Source organism: Maribacter litoralis (genome assembly GCF_902506355.1).
In the GTDB taxonomy this organism is placed as follows: domain Bacteria; phylum Bacteroidota; class Bacteroidia; order Flavobacteriales; family Flavobacteriaceae; genus Maribacter; species Maribacter litoralis.
This window is the reverse complement of sequence record NZ_LR733271.1, coordinates 1,278,122-1,294,983: the sequence shown is the minus strand read 5'-3', so window position 1 is coordinate 1,294,983 and position 16,862 is coordinate 1,278,122. Positions and strand designations below refer to the sequence as shown.

General features: G+C 35.7%; 15 protein-coding genes. 10 read left to right on the top strand and 5 right to left on the bottom strand.

The genetic code is table 11. The features are described 5' to 3' along the window. Positions 1-64 precede the first annotated feature (64 nt). The 4 genes from EXIGUO8A_RS05315 (at position 65) to pckA (ending at position 4,978) form a co-directional block, all read left to right on the top strand. On the top strand, positions 65-457 hold the full coding sequence (locus tag EXIGUO8A_RS05315) for a DUF423 domain-containing protein (RefSeq protein WP_159302247.1): 393 nt from the start codon (positions 65-67) through the stop codon (positions 455-457). A 62-nt stretch (positions 458-519) separates the two neighbouring features. Next, entirely contained in the window at positions 520-1,986 is a 1,467-nt protein-coding gene (locus EXIGUO8A_RS05310) for an SLC13 family permease (RefSeq protein ID WP_159302245.1), read from the top strand. Beyond that, on the top strand, positions 1,987-3,108 hold the full coding sequence (locus EXIGUO8A_RS05305; RefSeq protein ID WP_159302244.1) for a glycerate kinase family protein: 1,122 nt from the start codon (positions 1,987-1,989) through the stop codon (positions 3,106-3,108). It begins immediately after the preceding gene. Between the two features lie 253 nt (positions 3,109-3,361). After that, a complete protein-coding gene (gene pckA, locus EXIGUO8A_RS05300; RefSeq protein WP_159302242.1) occupies positions 3,362-4,978 on the top strand; it encodes a phosphoenolpyruvate carboxykinase (ATP) in 1,617 nt (538 codons plus the stop codon). A gap of 56 nt (positions 4,979-5,034) precedes the next feature. Here the strand turns inward: pckA and EXIGUO8A_RS05295 are convergent, their stop codons facing one another. From EXIGUO8A_RS05295 to EXIGUO8A_RS05285, 3 genes are read right to left on the bottom strand one after another with little or no spacing between them, the layout of a single operon-like run. Beyond that, entirely contained in the window at positions 5,035-5,778 is a 744-nt protein-coding gene (locus EXIGUO8A_RS05295) for a uroporphyrinogen-III synthase (protein ID WP_116771227.1), read from the bottom strand. Between the two features lie 8 nt (positions 5,779-5,786). Further along, a complete protein-coding gene (locus EXIGUO8A_RS05290; protein WP_159302240.1) occupies positions 5,787-6,440 on the bottom strand; it encodes a DUF4271 domain-containing protein in 654 nt (217 codons plus the stop codon). Then, complete coding sequence (locus tag EXIGUO8A_RS05285; protein WP_159302239.1) at positions 6,440-8,113, bottom strand: ArnT family glycosyltransferase; 1,674 nt, start codon at positions 8,111-8,113, stop codon at positions 6,440-6,442. Before EXIGUO8A_RS05285 ends, EXIGUO8A_RS05290 begins: the two co-directional genes overlap by 1 nt. Positions 8,114-8,248: 135 nt before the next feature. On the opposite strand from EXIGUO8A_RS05285, the gene EXIGUO8A_RS05280 reads away from it, so the two are divergent. The 3 genes from EXIGUO8A_RS05280 to EXIGUO8A_RS05270 are packed head-to-tail and all read left to right on the top strand — an operon-like array spanning position 8,249 to position 10,749. Next, positions 8,249-8,977, top strand: a complete 729-nt coding sequence (locus EXIGUO8A_RS05280) for a polyprenol monophosphomannose synthase (RefSeq protein ID WP_159302237.1) — start codon at positions 8,249-8,251, stop codon at positions 8,975-8,977. A gap of 3 nt (positions 8,978-8,980) precedes the next feature. Next, a complete protein-coding gene (locus EXIGUO8A_RS05275; protein WP_159302236.1) occupies positions 8,981-10,318 on the top strand; it encodes a dihydroorotase in 1,338 nt (445 codons plus the stop codon). Next, positions 10,315-10,749 (top strand): DUF4296 domain-containing protein, encoded by a 435-nt coding sequence (locus EXIGUO8A_RS05270; protein WP_159302234.1) that lies wholly within the window; start codon positions 10,315-10,317, stop codon positions 10,747-10,749. The genes EXIGUO8A_RS05275 and EXIGUO8A_RS05270 overlap by 4 nt, the downstream gene beginning before the upstream one ends. On the opposite strand, the gene EXIGUO8A_RS05265 is transcribed toward EXIGUO8A_RS05270, so the two are convergent. Continuing rightward, a complete protein-coding gene (locus EXIGUO8A_RS05265; RefSeq protein WP_159302233.1) occupies positions 10,730-11,737 on the bottom strand; it encodes an NAD-dependent epimerase/dehydratase family protein in 1,008 nt (335 codons plus the stop codon). The genes EXIGUO8A_RS05270 and EXIGUO8A_RS05265 overlap by 20 nt on opposite strands. A 104-nt stretch (positions 11,738-11,841) precedes the next feature. Between EXIGUO8A_RS05265 and tyrS the strand changes: the two genes are divergently transcribed. The 3 genes from tyrS (at position 11,842) to EXIGUO8A_RS05250 (ending at position 14,287) form a co-directional block, all read left to right on the top strand. Beyond that, complete coding sequence (gene tyrS / locus EXIGUO8A_RS05260) at positions 11,842-13,137, top strand: tyrosine--tRNA ligase (protein ID WP_116771221.1); 1,296 nt, start codon at positions 11,842-11,844, stop codon at positions 13,135-13,137. A gap of 99 nt (positions 13,138-13,236) precedes the next feature. Further along, positions 13,237-13,770: a hypothetical protein gene (locus EXIGUO8A_RS05255; protein ID WP_159302232.1), complete on the top strand. Its 534-nt coding sequence runs from the start codon at positions 13,237-13,239 to the stop codon at positions 13,768-13,770. A 70-nt stretch (positions 13,771-13,840) separates the two neighbouring features. After that, the gene (locus tag EXIGUO8A_RS05250; RefSeq protein WP_159302231.1) at positions 13,841-14,287 is read left to right on the top strand and encodes a hypothetical protein; all 447 of its coding nucleotides are present in this window, start codon (positions 13,841-13,843) and stop codon (positions 14,285-14,287) included. Between the two features lie 3 nt (positions 14,288-14,290). Here EXIGUO8A_RS05250 and EXIGUO8A_RS05245 read toward each other — a convergent pair whose 3' ends face one another. Beyond that, positions 14,291-16,729 (bottom strand): DUF3857 domain-containing protein, encoded by a 2,439-nt coding sequence (locus tag EXIGUO8A_RS05245; protein WP_159302230.1) that lies wholly within the window; start codon positions 16,727-16,729, stop codon positions 14,291-14,293. Positions 16,730-16,862 lie beyond the last annotated feature (133 nt).

Sequence of the window (16,862 nt, the reverse complement as noted above, 5' to 3'; positions counted from 1 at the left end):
GATTGGTTAAGATTTACTAAGGTATCAAATTGTTACATTTATAAAAAAAGTTACAGATAAAGTTATGAAAAAAACAATTTTAGTCACTGCATGCTTGTTTGGGATGCTTGCGGTTGTGTTTGGAGCATTTGGGGCACACGGGTTAAAAAAGTTGGTCGATGCACAGGCGGTAGCAGCATTTGAGACTGGGGTGAGGTACCAAATGTATCACGCCTTTTTTCTGTTTGCACTGGGGTTATTGCCTGAGGGATTTATGAAATCTAATAAAACCGCCTATATATGCACTGTTATAGGGGTCATATTGTTTTCATTTTCCATTTACCTACTGTCATTAAATGCTTTGGTGGAGTTCGATTTTGCCGTTATAGGAATAGTAACTCCTATCGGGGGGCTGTTTTTGATTGCGGCATGGGCGCTTACAGGTTACGGAATATTGAAATCTAAAATGATAAAATAGAAAGACAAATACGTCATTATAGTACTTAAATAATGTATTTTCAACCCATTAATGGCGTTGAAATGAGTAAAACTAAATTATTGGGACTAGTCTTAGGTCCCGTTTCCTTTATTCTTATACTTTTCTTTTTTCATCCTGACGGACTTTCAGAACAGGCAAATGCTGTTTTGGCTTCTACCATTTGGATAGCTATTTGGTGGATAACCGAAGCTATTCCTATTGCTGTAACCGCATTGTTGCCACTAGTATTGTTTCCGCTGTCTGGAGGGTTAGATTTGTCGTCTACCTCTGGTTCTTTCGGGCACAAATATGTGTTTCTTTATATGGGCGGTTTTATTATCGCCATTGCTATAGAAAAATGGAACTTACATAGAAGAATAGCCTTGAACATTATTCAATTAATTGGTTCAGATGTTAGAAAGATTATACTGGGTTTTATGGTAGCCACCGCTTTTTTGTCTATGTGGATATCCAATACCGCAACTTCAGTAATGATGTTACCTATTGGCTTGGCGATCATTAAACAATTACAGGATAACCCAGAAACTGTTGAAGACGAAAACCAGACCTTTGGTAAGGCGCTTATGCTGGCGATAGCCTATAGTGCATCAATTGGTGGCGTGGCAACCTTAATTGGTACTCCGCCAAATTTAGTGCTGGCCGGAGTGGTGTTAGATACGTATGGCTATGAGATTACATTTATGCAATGGTTTGCATTTGGTTTGCCTATATCGATTATACTCATTTTTATTTGTTGGAAATACTTGATAAAGTATGCGTTTACTTTTAAACAGAAATCCTTTCCCGGAGGTAAGCAAGAAATACAGCGCTTGTTATCCAATCTTGGTAAAATTACCTACGAAGAGAAAGTTGTCGCATTTGTTTTCGCTCTTACTGCATTCTGTTGGATCACCCGTTCATTTTTATTGCAAAAGATATTACCTGGCTTAGATGATACTATCATTGCTATATTTTTTGCGATAGTATTGTTCTTGATTCCTTCAAAGAAAAAAGGTGAGCAGTTGATCAATTGGGAAGAAGCGGTAAAAATGCCTTGGGGAATTATATTACTTTTTGGTGGGGGAATGGCTCTTGCCAAAGGTTTTGAATCTAGCGGACTTGCAGTGTGGATCGGTGAGCAAATGACATCATTGTCTGGTTTGCCTATACTCATATTGATTTTAGTATTGATTGCCGCGGTTAACTTTTTAACGGAAATAACTTCTAATCTAGCTACCACGGCCATGCTTTTACCGGTTTTGGCACCTATGGCCTTAACGATAGATGTACACCCGTTCGTGTTAATGGTAGGCGCGGCTGTAGCTGCTTCTTGTGCTTTTATGCTGCCAGTAGCCACACCACCAAACGCCGTGGTTTTCGGATCAGGTTATTTAAGAATACCGGATATGGTAGGAAAAGGTTTTTTTATGAATATAATTTCTATTTTTATACTGACCTTTTTTGTATATTTTATTCTCCCAGAATTATGGGATATTTCAATAAATAGTTTCCCCCAGAAATTCGAATAAATGAAACTATTATTAATTCCAGATAAGTTTGAGGGCTCGTTAACAAGTGAGGCTTTTTCTGATGCTTTTGTTTCCGGTATGAAAAAATCGGGAGTGCCCTTTAGTACGCATTATATTAAGGCTACGGATGGTGGCGAAGGCTTTTTAAATACCATCTCGAAATACAAGCCCTGTATTTCTGTGGATGTAATCAGTGAGAATCCTAAAGGAAAACCCATACGATCATATTATTTGTACAATAAGCAAAGTAATTCTGCATACATAGAATTGGCAAATGCATCTGGTTTGCAATTGCTATCATATGATGAGCGCGACCCTATGGTTACCAGTACCTATGGAACCGGACTTCAGATAAAAGATGCGGTTGAAAAAGGGGTGAAGCATATTTATGTTGGTCTTGGGGCTAGTGCTGCCAACGATGGCGGTATTGGTATTGCCAGTGCCTTAGGATATGATTTTTTAGATGAAAGGGGAGAGGTGTTGATGCCTACAGGGTCTAGTTTGCAATTGATTCAGTCAATAACGGAAACCAGGGTCTCTGATAAATTAAAAGAAGTGAATGTGCATACGGTGCATGATGTTGTAAATCCGTTATTTGGTAAAAATGGTGCTGCCTTCGTATACGCAAAATATAAAGGAGCAAGTGAAAACACCATAACTGAGCTTAATAAAGGTTTAATACGTTTGAACCGGGTGGTTTCTGAAAAATATAAGGTACAGTATAATGATTTACCTGGAGCCGGAGCTGCCGGTGGTGCTGCTTATGGATTAAAAGCATTTTTAGGAGCCGAGTTTTTAGGGGCTATGGACTTTAGTACTGAGCTTTCTGGACTAAAAGAACTATTGAACCAAGAAAAATTCGATTACATCATTACTGGCGAGGGTAAAATAGACGAGCAGAATTTACACAGTAAGTTGTTACAAGGGGTAATCATGCTAGGTAAAAATTATAATATTCCGGTTATTACTATGTGTGGTGCACTGCAAATACCAAAAGATGCTTTAAAGGAAAAAGGCGTTTTTGATGTGGTTGAGATCCAAGATAAAGACAAAGATCTTGAATATAATATGAAGAATGCTGCTATGCTTTTAGCTGCTAAAACTGCAGAATATTTCATCTAAAAATAAACAAAAAAAGACGTTTTTTTTATTTATTTCTTAAAATTTTAAGGTGGAAATAACAATAATGCAAATATTGAGCGTTATTGCTTTATAATGTGTATTAAAAAGAATAAAGTACCTGCGAATAATTTTCCTTTTTCGTCTATCTTTAATTGAATTCGTATTTCTATAGGGGCATTTGCTAATTGAGCGCTGAAAATCAGTAGTTCAGCTTTTATTTTTTTTAGTTTTACACGAACAAATTTTCTAAAGCATGAAAAGCTCAATGACAAATGCGAATACCATATCCCTAGAAAACTACGGGATTACACACGCCAATTTTCATTATCAAGAAACCCCTGAACAGCTTCAAAAAGCTACTCTAGAAATGGATATGGGAGTTGAAACAAGGAATGGAACACTTGCGGTCAAAACTGGTGAATTTACAGGTAGGTCTCCTATGGATAGATTTATCGTAAAAGATGACATTACTAAAGATAAGGTCTGGTGGGGTGATATCAATATTGCATTTGAAAAGGAAAAATTCGATGCACTGTACACTAAAGTGATAGACTATTTAAATAGTAAAGAACTTTTTGTTCGGGATAGTTACGCATGTGCAGATGAAGACTATAAGTTGAATATTAGGGTCATTAATGAGTACCCTTGGTCAAATATGTTTGCCTATAATATGTTCTTGCGTCCTACGGAAGCCGAATTGCAAGATTTTACTCCTGAGTGGACGGTGATCAATGCTCCTGGTTTTATGGCTGATCCTGCTGTTGATGGCACAAGACAGCATAATTTTGCAATTTTAAACTTTACCGATAAAATAGCATTGATCGGTGGTACAGGTTATACCGGTGAAATCAAGAAGGGTATTTTTTCTGCGTTGAATTTTATATTGCCGGTCTATAAAGAGACTTTACCGATGCATTGTTCTTCCAACGTTGGGGAAAATGGTGATACCGCTATCTTTTTTGGATTGTCAGGTACAGGAAAAACAACGCTATCAACCGATCCAAATAGAAAGCTGATAGGTGATGATGAACATGGCTGGACCAGTAGAAATACGGTCTTCAATTTTGAAGGAGGTTGTTATGCCAAGGTTATTAATTTATCTGAAGAGCAAGAACCGGAAATTTACGGAGCCATCAAGCCTGGTGCAATTTTGGAAAACGTTGTTTTGGACGATAACGGAAATGTAGATTTTGCCGATACCTCAATTACTCAAAATACAAGGGTGAGTTATCCAATTCACCATATTGATAATATTCAGCAGCCATCTATAGGTAAGAATGTTAAGAATATTTTCTTTTTGACTGCCGATGCATTTGGTGTACTGCCTCCAATATCTAAATTAACCCCTAGTCAGGCTGCATACCATTTCATTTCTGGCTATACGGCAAAAGTTGCGGGTACAGAAGCTGGTGTGGTAGAACCGGTACCTTCATTTTCAGCATGTTTTGGAGCACCGTTTATGCCTTTGCACCCAACTAAGTATGCAGAAATGTTGAGTAAGAAAATGAAAGAATCTGGTGTAGATGTTTGGTTGGTCAATACGGGGTGGACAGGTGGTCCTTACGGTGTTGGTACACGAATGAAGCTGAAATATACAAGAGCTATGATATCTGCAGCATTAAGCGGTAAGTTGGGCTTATATTCCTATGATAAATACCATATACATTCCGTATTCGGTGTTGCGCAGCCAAGAGAATGTCCTGGTGTACCAACTTCGGTTCTGAGTCCTAGAGCTACTTGGAACGATGATGAAAAATATTATACCACTGCGTTTAAGTTGACAAATGCTTTTAGGGAAAACTTTAAAAAGTTCGAAAGCTACGCCAGTGAAGAAATAAGAAGAGGCGGACCACAACGGTACGCATTTTAAGACACAAAAAAAGCCTTGCATTGCAAGGCTTTTTTAATATGTAATTCTTTGCGTTATTATTTATTAACGCTCATAATATACTTTTGTAACGCCATGGTCATAGATGGTGTTTCTGGCGTTGGAGCTTTAATATCTATTCGGAGTCCTGCATCTGTGGCAGCATCTACGGTAGAATTTCCAAATACAGCTATTCGCGTATTTTTTTGGTCAAAATCTGGAAAGTTCTGTAATAAAGATTCAATACCGGAAGGACTAAAGAACACAAGAATGTCATAATAAACATTTCTTAAGTCAGATAAGTCGCTTATAACCGTTTTGTAAAAGATAGCTCTTTTCCAGTTGATACCTAAAGATTCTAAAGTCTCGGGTACAATAGGCTTAAGTACATCTGAAGAAGGAAGTAAGAATTTTTCATCTTTATACTTCTTGATCAACGGTACTAAATCAGAAAACAATCTCTTACCAACATAAATCTTACGTTTCCTATAGACCACGTATTTTTGAAGGTAATAGGCAACCGCTTCAGATTGGCAGAAGTATTTCATTGAATCTGGCACTTTAAAGCGCATTTCATCTGCAATTCTAAAGAAATGGTCTACTGCATTTCTACTTGTTAAGATAATCGCTGTAAAATCGTTCAGATCGATCTTTTGCTGGCGCACTGTTTTGGCGTCAACTCCTTCTACATGAATGAACGGTCTAAAATCAACCTTTACTTTCTCTTTGTCAATAAGCTTGGAATAGGGGGAGTTTTCCATTTTTGGCTCAGGTTGAGAGACCAAAATCGTTTTTACTTTCATATGCTGCACTATTTTAGAAAGCTTCCCATAATAACTAAGGGTGCAATTTCGAGTGCGCAAAGGTACAAAATAAAATAGAAAAAATACGTACTTATAAATTTTTGATAGTTGTTTAGAACTGCTATCCAGCCAATTGTGTTGATTGCAAAAAATAATATCAACGCGATAATAATGGTAATTTTTGAGTCTATAAAAACATAGGCTAAAAATACATTGGCAATAAATAGAATAATACCAGAATAATTAAAGTAGGTTAATTTCTTAAATATCAGCTCGTTAAAAGTTTTGTACGAATTGAAAATGAATCCGTTGAACAGTTGTGCCATGGTTTTTGCACCGATAAATAAGAAAACCCCTGCAAGTAGTAAAGGAAAAATATACGGGTTTTTTGCTTCGGTAGGATTGAAGTATGAGCGCCAAATAAAAAAAATAAAAAGTGTAGTATTGATCACTTGAAAGACACTCATTAGAAAATGAAACCAATTAAATAGCTTTTCTTTCTTCGTATATGTGCTAATGTACTTATTGTTGAACGGGAGTATAATGAAATTTAAAAATCGAGGATAATAGATACTTTTCGCAATTATTGGGAATAAAAGACTCACCACAAGTGTTATGGTGATCCAATCGGTTTGTCCAAATGTTCTTGCAATAGGTTCCATTATTTTACAGAAATTGGTTTACCGTTTAATCCGTATAACAGATCATTTTCAGATATCACGACCCTAAAGTACCCAATGTTTTCCTTTTTTGTTTTTGGTAACTGAAATTTAAATACCGTAGTATCCTGTTTTTTTAATCTTGTAATAGTATTTTGGGTCGTTTTAGGATGTATTCTTAGTGTTTCTAATGGGTGTTTGTAGTCATCCATATAGGTAATGGCGAATTTCAGTTTTTTTAGGTCAATGTCTTCTTTGTACGGGTTATACACTTTAAGAGTTAAAGGCTCATCAGTATTTAACGTTACCTCATCGTTCTCGATAATACAGTCTAATTTTCGGTAAGATTGAAAGTTAGAAATGTATTTTCCCTTATAGAGTCCGCCACTCTCCCTTGTATAAGTAAATGTTGGGTTGTTTAAATATTTAGAAACATAGGCAACATCTTTACCACGTACTTGTTCTTCTGCATCGTTAATTGAATATTGGTTTTTACGATACATAAAGTTGTTTAACGAAAATGTTGGTGTGCCGTTAGTGTAAAAGGCATACATGGGGGCGTTTCTGTATGAGTTTTCGAAAACTACAGGTATGTCTCCAACTTCATCTTCAATGGCTTTTGCCCATTCTTTATTACCATGGCTTTCATAATAGAAATTAAATAGAAGCGGTTGATAAGCAAGTCCTATTCTCAAATAGATGATCAACACGGTATTAACGAGTCCTAATCTAAAAATCCAGGTTAGCGCCTGTTTATTGTTTAACATGTAGTTAAAGGCGATAACTATTACAGGAATACAAACAATAATGATCCATTGCGTTTGCACTCTTCTATTGAAACTAGATACAAAGAAGAAAATTAACACGCCATACGTTAGGTATATCAATGCTTTATTGAACAGATCGTTCCCTTTGGTTTTAAATAATGCTTTATAGACAAACGGAAATGTTAAACCGAAAATGGCAACCAAGTTTACAAAGAAGCCTAAGGTATATTTCTCGAAACTATATGCTCCGTTCGGTCTTTCGTATAAATGATATTTTATGGATACAAAGTCATTTTCGTATAACCAGTAAAAATGCGGCACATAGCAACATAACGCAACAATTACGGCAAGCCAAGCATATTTGCTGGTGGTTAATTTTAAATTAGATAGTAGTACAAAGAAAATAACTAAAACCGCATGGTACTTACTATACATTAGTGCAGCCATAAAAACACCCATTATTATGGCCAAGCCCCAAGTTGGGTTTTTTATAAAATGCTTGTAAGTCAGTAAAAAGCAACTTGTAAAAAATAAAAGAGGGGTGTCTGGTAATGTAAAAAATCCGTAGGCATTTAGCAGCGTCATTGAAAACACCAGTACAAAAAAATGCTTGATGTAATCATTCTTTTTTGGGTTGTCGATCATTAGCCAAAGAAGAATTATGTTCACTGCAGAGAGTATACAGCTCATAAAACGTACGCCTAGCTCGCCGTTGAAAAAGAAACTACTGATCTTTACAAGTAGCGCTACCATGGGTGGGTGATCAAAATAGCCCCATGCCATGTTTTGGCTGTAATACCAGTAATAGGCCTCATCAAAAATGAGTTGCGTAAAACTAGATTGTAAAAGGTTTAGAATGAAAATAACAGCTAAAAAATAGTAAAACTGCTTAGGTATTTTAGTCAACATTTGCATAAAGTACTAAGTGGTAAAATTACAAATTTAAGACTACCTACCTAGTTTAAATATTTCATAAAGATATTGTAGGCCATTTTAAGACGACTTTTAAAACCTTACTTTTGTCGAAACACCTAGAAATAACTTATGTCCAGTAGTATAGTAATCATACCTACTTATAATGAAATTGAAAATGTAGAGGCTATAATTAGGGCTGTATTTGTCTTGCAAAAAGAGTTTCATGTACTTATTGTAGATGATAATTCCCCAGATAAAACAGGAGATTGTGTTCGCGGGCTTAAAGAAGAGTTCAAGGGGAAACTATTTTTGGAGACCAGATTGGAGAAGTCTGGTTTAGGTACCGCCTATATACATGGTTTTAAATGGGCAATAGCAAAAGGCTACGAATATATTTTTGAGATGGATGCCGATTTTTCGCATACTCCTTCAGATTTGCTGAGACTTTTAAAGGCATGTGAAAATGGTGCGGACCTAGCAGTAGGTTCTCGTTACAAAAAAGGGGTGAATGTAGTTAATTGGCCATTGTATAGGGTATTGTTATCTTATGGAGCCTCAGTTTATGTGAAGTTGGTAACCGGTATGCGCGTAGATGATCCCACTGCAGGTTTTGTTTGCTATAAAAGAGAGGTTTTGGAAGCTATAAATTTAGACTCCGTTCGTTTTGTGGGTTATGCATTTCAAATAGAGATGAAATTTAGGGCGTACTTAAAACATTTTAAGATAGAAGAAGTTTCCATTATTTTTAGAGATCGAGTATTGGGAAAGTCAAAAATGAGCTCTTCAATTATCAGTGAAGCTATTTGGGGAGTATTTATAATGAAAATGAGAAGTTTATTTTTGAAAAATAAGTTTTAAAATATGGGTAAAATAGTATTGAAGAACGGTACAATTGTTAATGAGGGAATAGTACAGGAAAGTGATATTCTTATTGTTGATGATGTAATTTCAAAAATAGCAAAAGATATTTCAGATGCCGATGCAGAAGTCATTGATGTTTCTGGCATGCATATTTTACCTGGGGTAATAGATGACCAAGTTCATTTTAGAGAGCCTGGCCTTACCCATAAAGGAACAATAGCTACAGAAAGTAGGGCTGCACTTGCGGGTGGTATTACCACGTTTATGGAGCAACCCAATACCACGCCACAAACAACGACCATAGAAAAATTGGAAGAAAAATTCGCTACTGCCTCAAATTCGGCCTTCGCAAATTATTCCTTTCTTTTTGGTGGCACCAATGACAACCTTGAGGAGTTAAAAAGGTTGGATAAAAACGCCTGTTCGGGCATAAAATTATTCTTGGGATCCTCAACGGGTAATATGTTGGTTGATGACGAAAAAGTCATTGAAAATATTTTCAGTAATACAGAAATGGTCATTTCTGCCCACTGTGAAGATGAAACCACCATACGTGAGAATTTAGCGAAGTATAAGTCGCAGTATGGAGACGATATTCCTGTTGAATTGCATCCTATTATAAGAAGTGAAGAAGCCTGTTATCTTTCCTCTTCAAGAGCAATTGCTTTGGCTAAGAAAACGGGAGCCAGATTGCATGTGTTTCATTTATCCACAGGAAAAGAGACCGATTTGTTCCGTAATGATATTCCGTTGGAACAAAAGAAAATTACCGCCGAGGTCTGTATTCATCATTTATGGTTTACAGATGCCGATTATGCAAATAAAGGCACATTGATCAAATGGAACCCGGCAGTGAAAACAGCAACCGATAGAGAAATGTTGTGGAATGCCTTATTAGATGACAGAATAGATGTTATCGCTACAGATCACGCTCCTCATTTATTGGAAGAAAAAAACAATGTATATACCAAAGCACCTTCTGGTGGACCATTAGTGCAACATGCATTGAATGCCATGTTGGAAAAGGTGAAAGACGGAACAATAACCTTAGAGAAAATGGTGCAGAAAATGTGTCATAATCCTGCGATATTGTTTCAGATAGAAAAACGTGGATATATCCGTGAAGGGTATTATGCAGATTTAGTTGTGGCAGATTTAAATAACCCATGGACGGTTACGAAGGAGAATATTGCATACAAATGTAAATGGTCTCCTTTTGAGGATACTACATTTTCATCTAAAGTAATACATACGTTCATAAACGGTCATTTAGGGTATAGCAAGGGTCAGTTTTCTGAAAAAAGAAATGCAAAAAGACTTACATTCAATAGACCATGAGAAAAATTTTATATCTAATCGTAGCGGTATTGATGTTTTATGCGTGTGCAGAAGAACTCATAGAAAAACCGGATAATTTAATACCAGAAGATAAAATGGTGACCATCATTAAAGATATGGCCATTGTCAATGCCGGTAAAGCTACAAACTTGGGTAAATTAAGAGAGAACGGTATAGATCCAACCTCGTATATATTTAAAAAGTATGAGATCGATAGCGCTCAATTCGTAAACAGTGATCGTTACTATGCGTCAAAACCACTGGTGTACGAGAACATGTATAAACAAGTGGAAACAGAACTGGAAGATCAACGGTTAAAATTGGAGGCAGAAAAAAAGATTCGTGATAGTATTAGCCAAGCAGCGAAAGTTAAAAAAGCGGTAGAACTTAAGGAGAAAGATTCAACTTCGCTTAAGAATGTTCAGCAATAAATAACTTTGAGGAAAAGACGACTTGTTTGTCAATAGGCTCAAAATTGGTTTGTATAACCTGTTTAATTTTAGAGTTGTCGAAAGTGCTAGGATGTTTTAATCCATAGATCGTATTTTTTGTAATGGTTCTGGTGCCAGAGGTAAAAATAGTTTTTAGTTTATCAAATATTCTTCCAATATTCAATTGCCAAAACTTAAGGGCTTTTGTAGGAGGTCTTTTTTCCATGGCCAAAGAAATTTTATGTAGTATTTCTTTGTAAGTTAGATTCTCGGACACTAGAATATAACGCTCACTATGTATACCAGAATTCATAAGGGTGATCATAATAGAAACAACATCCAACACGCTAATAAAACCAGAACCGCCAGGTGGATAATAACTATAGCCTTTTGATGCGGTTTTAAAAAAAGAACCACTACCGGAATTCCAAAATCCCGGACCAAGAATTACACCGGGATTTACAATTACCACGTTCAAATTTTCTTGTGCACCACGCCACACTTCCATTTCGGCAAGGTGCTTTGTAATGGCATACGGGTTTGCGTTCTGCCTAGTCCATTCGGTCTCTTCGTTAGCCGCTTCGCCGTTGAGTGTTCTACCAATGGTGCCAATGGTACTTACATGACATAATTTTTCTACACCCGCGTCTATGCAAATGTTAACGATGTTGGCAGTGCCTTCTCTATTAATTCGTTCCAGTTTTTTAAAATCAGACGGGTCAAAAGAGATAAAGGCAGCACAGTGGTATACATGTGTAATGCTCGTCATCGCATTTTCTAAAAAAGGAATATCTAAAATATCGCCCTTGATCCATTCAATTTTATTGAAAAGGGAAGTTGCTTCATTAGAATAATAACCAAACACTTTTTTTACCTGAGAAAGTTTGTCGGCAGATCTATATAATGCCCTAACCGGTATATTGTCCGTTGTTAATTTCAGTAGCAAATGCGACCCCACCAAACCTGTGCCTCCTGTTACTAATACCATATTTCAAATTTAGGGAATACAGGTGGATAAATTCATGCTTTAATCTACTGTGTACTGGCAAGAATTCCATTTATATTTGCAATTCAATTAAAATTAAGCAAGAGATGACAAATTTTGTCAAAGAATTACAATGGCGCGGTATGTTACATGATGCTATGCCGGGCACAGAAGAACATTTATTGGAAGGTATGCAATCTGCATACGTAGGTATTGATCCTACAGCAGATTCTTTACATATAGGTCATTTGGTTGGGGTAATGATGTTGCGCCATTTTCAATTGGCAGGGCACAAACCCTACGCATTGATCGGCGGCGCTACGGGTATGATCGGTGATCCCTCTGGTAAATCTGCAGAACGTAATTTACTTGATGAGAAAACATTACGCCATAATCAAGAGGCATTAAAAGAGCAATTATCGCGTTTTTTGGATTTTTCTGGAGAAGAGGATAATGCTGCAGTGTTGGTGAATAATTATGATTGGATGAAGAACTTCTCGTTCTTGGAATTCATTAGAGACGTAGGTAAGCATATTACCGTAAATTACATGATGTCTAAAGACTCTGTAAAAAAACGTCTTTCTGCAGAATCAAAAGAAGGTATGTCATTTACAGAATTCACATATCAATTGGTACAAGGGTATGATTTTCTTCACCTGTACAAAGAGCATAACTGTAGTTTGCAAATGGGTGGTAGTGATCAATGGGGTAACATTACAACAGGTACGGAATTAATTAGAAGAATTGCAGGAGGAAAAGGGTATGCCCTAACCTGTCCGTTAATTACAAAAGCAGATGGTACCAAGTTTGGAAAAACTGAAGGCGGTAATGTATGGTTAGATGCGGAAAGAACATCACCTTACAAATTTTACCAATATTGGTTGAATACATCAGATGAAGATGCCGATAAATATATAAAGATCTTTACGTTTTTAGGTCAGCAAGAAATTGAGGAACTAATTGCACAACACAAAGAAGCTCCGCATTTAAGACTGCTTCAAAAGAGATTGGCAGATGAAATAACCGTTATGGTACATTCGCAAGAAGACCTTGACAATGCTGTTAAAGCTAGTCAAATTCTATTCGGTAAATCTACAGCATCAGATTTAAAAGGGTTGAACGAAAAAACATTTTTAGAGATATTTGATGGCGTTCCACAAGCCGAGCTTACTAAATCTGAATTAGCCGATGGTCTTGATATGATCGGGGCTTTGGCCGCTAAAACTAATTTCTTGGGATCAAACGGTGAGGCAAGAAGAGAATTGAAACAAAATTCTATTTCAGTAAACAAAGAAAAGGTAAAAGAAGACTTTTTAATAACTGCAGATGATTTGATCAATGATAAGTTTGTATTGCTACAGAGAGGTAAGAAAAATTATTTTGTGCTTGTATTCAATGACTAATATATAGTTGTTTTTATCCTTAAGAGACTATTTAAGTATCCCCTTAGTTATTAAAATAATTAAGGGGATACTTCGTTATTATGCATAAACCCCTGAATTATGATTAAGAAGTACATCTCGATTATTTGTCTGTTCGCCATTTTTTCTTCGTGTGATAAACTAGATGAATTAACAAAATTTGATATGGAATATAGCCAGCGAGCTACCATACCTTCTTCTGCAGGTATTGATTTACCTTTTGATGTTTTTACCCCCGAAATGGAGACAAATTCAGAATCTACTTTTGCGGTCAACGATACTAGGAAAGATCTTATTGAAGAAATTAAATTAACCGAGTTGGAAATGGTGATGATATCACCTGATGGTGCCGATTTTAGTTTTCTAAATGCTATTGAGGTTTATATTTCAGCAGAAGATCTCGATGAAATACGAATTGCATATCTAGAAGAAGTTCCAGAAGATGCAGGCAACGTAATAACTTTAGATACGTCTGATGCAGATTTAAAGGAATATATTAAAAAAGATGAATTTAGTTTGCGTTTAAATACGGTGACGGACGAATTGATCAGTACGGATCATGAATTAGAGGTAAATTCTACATTCTTTGTAGATGCCAAAATATTAGGGCTTTAATTTAAAGCCTCTCTTAACGCAACTAAATAAGCATTAAGGTATCTTGTAACTACTTACAAGACTTGGTGCTATGAAAAAAATTACCGCTTTACTAGTATGTATTGTTTTACTGCTTTCCTGTTCCAGTGATGATGACTATGGTTTAGAGTCAACCCAGTTTGTGTATGCTGAACAGCAATGGACATTGGTTAAAATGACCGGTAGTTTTCAAAATTCAGAAACTATTGGCAGTGAAATGGAATGGCAAGAATATTATACTTTTTCACCAGAAGGTACTTTTATAAAATCTAGAACTGTTGATGAGGTGGTGTACGAAGCAACAGGTAGTTTTGAGGTGATTGAATTTGATAATGATCCTAATCATTATTTAGAGCTTACTTACCAAACCGGAAACACATTAGTAGGTAATTGTACAGCAGATGATAAAGAACTTTTAGTGTACAGAAATTCGACTATAATTTCTAGCCTATGGATGGCTTGCGATGGACCAGGTTTGGATTATGAGCTGGTCAAATAATACTTATTGTACCGTATTTTTTATAAATGATTCTTCTGTAATTGATTCACTATGCTCATAAGTAGTAACGAAAGTACGTTTAACCCTATCGGAATACAGAAAATAAGGAATCCAAATAGCGGTAGATATTGCTGCTCTGAAAATATCAGAAACAACAGTTGGATCGGGAATGCCAAATTGATTCAATAGAAAGCTTTCCAATAAAATAATACCAAGATTACAACCGTAAAAAATCATCATCATTTTTGGTGTGCTGGTTCGTTTTTTAAACAGCAGAATAATAGTAAGGATTACAAATACCAAAAATGCAAAGTTGTAAAAAAGTTCCATGCCTAAATACAGTTTTAGAAAACCTACGTTGTCATAACCCGAATATTCAAACCCTTCCCAAATACTACGGTCAAAATATCCTGTATCAAAAATTTGAACTATAATGTAGAAAGGAGTAAGTACTAAACCGATAATGGGCAAAATTAACCATCCACCAAATTGTTGGGCAGGTAAAGTTGCTATATCATCCTTACTTGGGTTAAAGTTTTTGAAAATTTTGAGTGCAAAAAATATGCTTATGGCAATGGCTGAAATTGCTATGATTATCGAAAGCCAGCTAATATCAGATGTAGAGGCGTTATACGTGTACGTTAATTGTGTACCAATATCTTCTCTTACACTGTCAAGACCCTTTAAAAATGTCTCAGTCTCATTTGCTGGTATAACATCTGTTTTTAATTCATAACTGTAATGAATGGTAACCATGTTTCCGTTAACATCTATACTTTTTTTAAAGCTGTAAAAGTCATTGTCTAATTCAATATCTTTTAAGTTTATGAACCATGGTTCTGGCATTAAAATACGGGTTACCTGGGTAAAACTAAACGGTATGCCGGCATTGTAGGGCATATTTCTTTTTAATGAGTTGTTATAACTAATTAAGCCATCTAGTACCAAAGAATTGGTATCGAAGTATATCGTCTCCTCTTCCTCAATGGTGTTCCATAAGTTTTCAATGGAATAGTATTCGTTTGTTGTAACTATATTTTCATAAGGTCTTGAATCGTCCAGTACCGTAACCTTGCCAATAGAACTTATGTTAGGGTAAAGATTACTGTAGAACCCTAAGTATTCTTTATTGATATTTTGTTCGGTATTATTTTTAAAATAAGATCTTATTTCGTCAGCTTTACTGCCAAAGTATTCTGTTTTAACTTCAAATTTTGCATTACCACCTATAGAGTCCAATGTGATATCTTCTACAATATTAATTCTTGGTGTTGTAGAAGTAGGTATTTTTTTTAATTCGTTACTGCCCTCTTTTAAGACTAATCCAAATTTGTAGTTTGGCGTGTAAAGACGATAAAGGTCTCCGCCTTGATTGGCTATGGTGGGGTCTACGAAGTATTCTTTTTTATTGTGTTCAAAATAGACAATACAATGATCAAAAATAAAGTGGCTAGGGGCGTACTCGTCTAAATGTTCATTTGATCCACTGTCAACCAAAATAGGATAAGCATCCACTCCCTGTTGTTGCAATAATGTAGATAATAGCATGGATTTGTCTTTACAATCACCATATCTACGGTTCAAAACATCATGTGGGTTGTGGGGTTTAAATGCATCTACACCGGCCTCAAAACCTAAATATCTAACATCATCTTGCACAAACCTAATCAGTTTTACAATAACATCTTGTTTGGAATCTAAATTTTCATCTATTGTTATGGGTAGTTTTAAAGGCTTTTTTGGTTTTTGGTAATGTGGAGTTAATAAGTTGGAAACATCTTTCCAACTATCAAAGGTTGAAATGGATATTCTTTTTTGCACATTATACCAGTAAGGGGTATTACTATCATAACTTACAAATTCATTGCTATTATTTTCCCATGAATATTCTGTCCCGAAACTGGTGTTTTCTATTTTAGGCTCATTAGCACCATTGAGTAATCTATAAAATATTGGCTGGTTTCTATCGGTTAAGACCTTGCTGTATATTTTGTTGATAGGTATAGTATATTCTTCATAAACCAAATTAGCGTAATTGCCTTTATTTATAGGGTTGAAACCTTTAAGCGTGTAGGCATATTCAACGATGTCTCCAACTCTTATATCTGAAAGATTGATTACAGCGGTTAAAGAACCGTCATATAATGAACGTTCTAAATTGGTCTCTCTTTGGAAAGTGTTTATAGCAGCGTTTTGTAGTTTATTGATTATATCACCATTTCGTACAACCTGTACCTTGTGAAATGCAATAGTTTGAAATGCAGGATCAAAAATGGCATTGATGTCAGACATTTCTTGTATGCCTTCGTTGTTTAAAATCTTAACGGCATAATGTACGTATTGTTCTTTTTGAATTATATTATCTTGATAGTCTAAAACCAAATATTTGTATGCACCTTCATTATTAGGATTTTTTTCTTCTTCGTATGTGATTGGGGTCACCCAGTTTGGCAGAGATGTTTTTTTAATATTTTGTGCATTAGTAGAAATGACGAATAACAGTTGGATGAAGAGAAAAGTATAAAAGCGCATTAACATTTATTTACTGTAAATATGTTAATAGACAACGTCTTGG

Coding starts and splice junctions, on each gene's coding strand:
- EXIGUO8A_RS05315 (WP_159302247.1), top strand. CDS start 65: ATGAAAAAAACAATTTTAGTCACTGCATGCTTGTTTGGGATGCTTGCG.
- EXIGUO8A_RS05310 (WP_159302245.1), top strand. CDS start 520: ATGAGTAAAACTAAATTATTGGGACTAGTCTTAGGTCCCGTTTCCTTT.
- EXIGUO8A_RS05305 (WP_159302244.1), top strand. CDS start 1,987: ATGAAACTATTATTAATTCCAGATAAGTTTGAGGGCTCGTTAACAAGT.
- pckA (WP_159302242.1), top strand. CDS start 3,362: ATGAAAAGCTCAATGACAAATGCGAATACCATATCCCTAGAAAACTAC.
- EXIGUO8A_RS05295 (WP_116771227.1), bottom strand. CDS start 5,778: ATGAAAGTAAAAACGATTTTGGTCTCTCAACCTGAGCCAAAAATGGAA.
- EXIGUO8A_RS05290 (WP_159302240.1), bottom strand. CDS start 6,440: ATGGAACCTATTGCAAGAACATTTGGACAAACCGATTGGATCACCATA.
- EXIGUO8A_RS05285 (WP_159302239.1), bottom strand. CDS start 8,113: ATGTTGACTAAAATACCTAAGCAGTTTTACTATTTTTTAGCTGTTATT.
- EXIGUO8A_RS05280 (WP_159302237.1), top strand. CDS start 8,249: ATGTCCAGTAGTATAGTAATCATACCTACTTATAATGAAATTGAAAAT.
- EXIGUO8A_RS05275 (WP_159302236.1), top strand. CDS start 8,981: ATGGGTAAAATAGTATTGAAGAACGGTACAATTGTTAATGAGGGAATA.
- EXIGUO8A_RS05270 (WP_159302234.1), top strand. CDS start 10,315: ATGAGAAAAATTTTATATCTAATCGTAGCGGTATTGATGTTTTATGCG.
- EXIGUO8A_RS05265 (WP_159302233.1), bottom strand. CDS start 11,737: ATGGTATTAGTAACAGGAGGCACAGGTTTGGTGGGGTCGCATTTGCTA.
- tyrS (WP_116771221.1), top strand. CDS start 11,842: ATGACAAATTTTGTCAAAGAATTACAATGGCGCGGTATGTTACATGAT.
- EXIGUO8A_RS05255 (WP_159302232.1), top strand. CDS start 13,237: ATGATTAAGAAGTACATCTCGATTATTTGTCTGTTCGCCATTTTTTCT.
- EXIGUO8A_RS05250 (WP_159302231.1), top strand. CDS start 13,841: ATGAAAAAAATTACCGCTTTACTAGTATGTATTGTTTTACTGCTTTCC.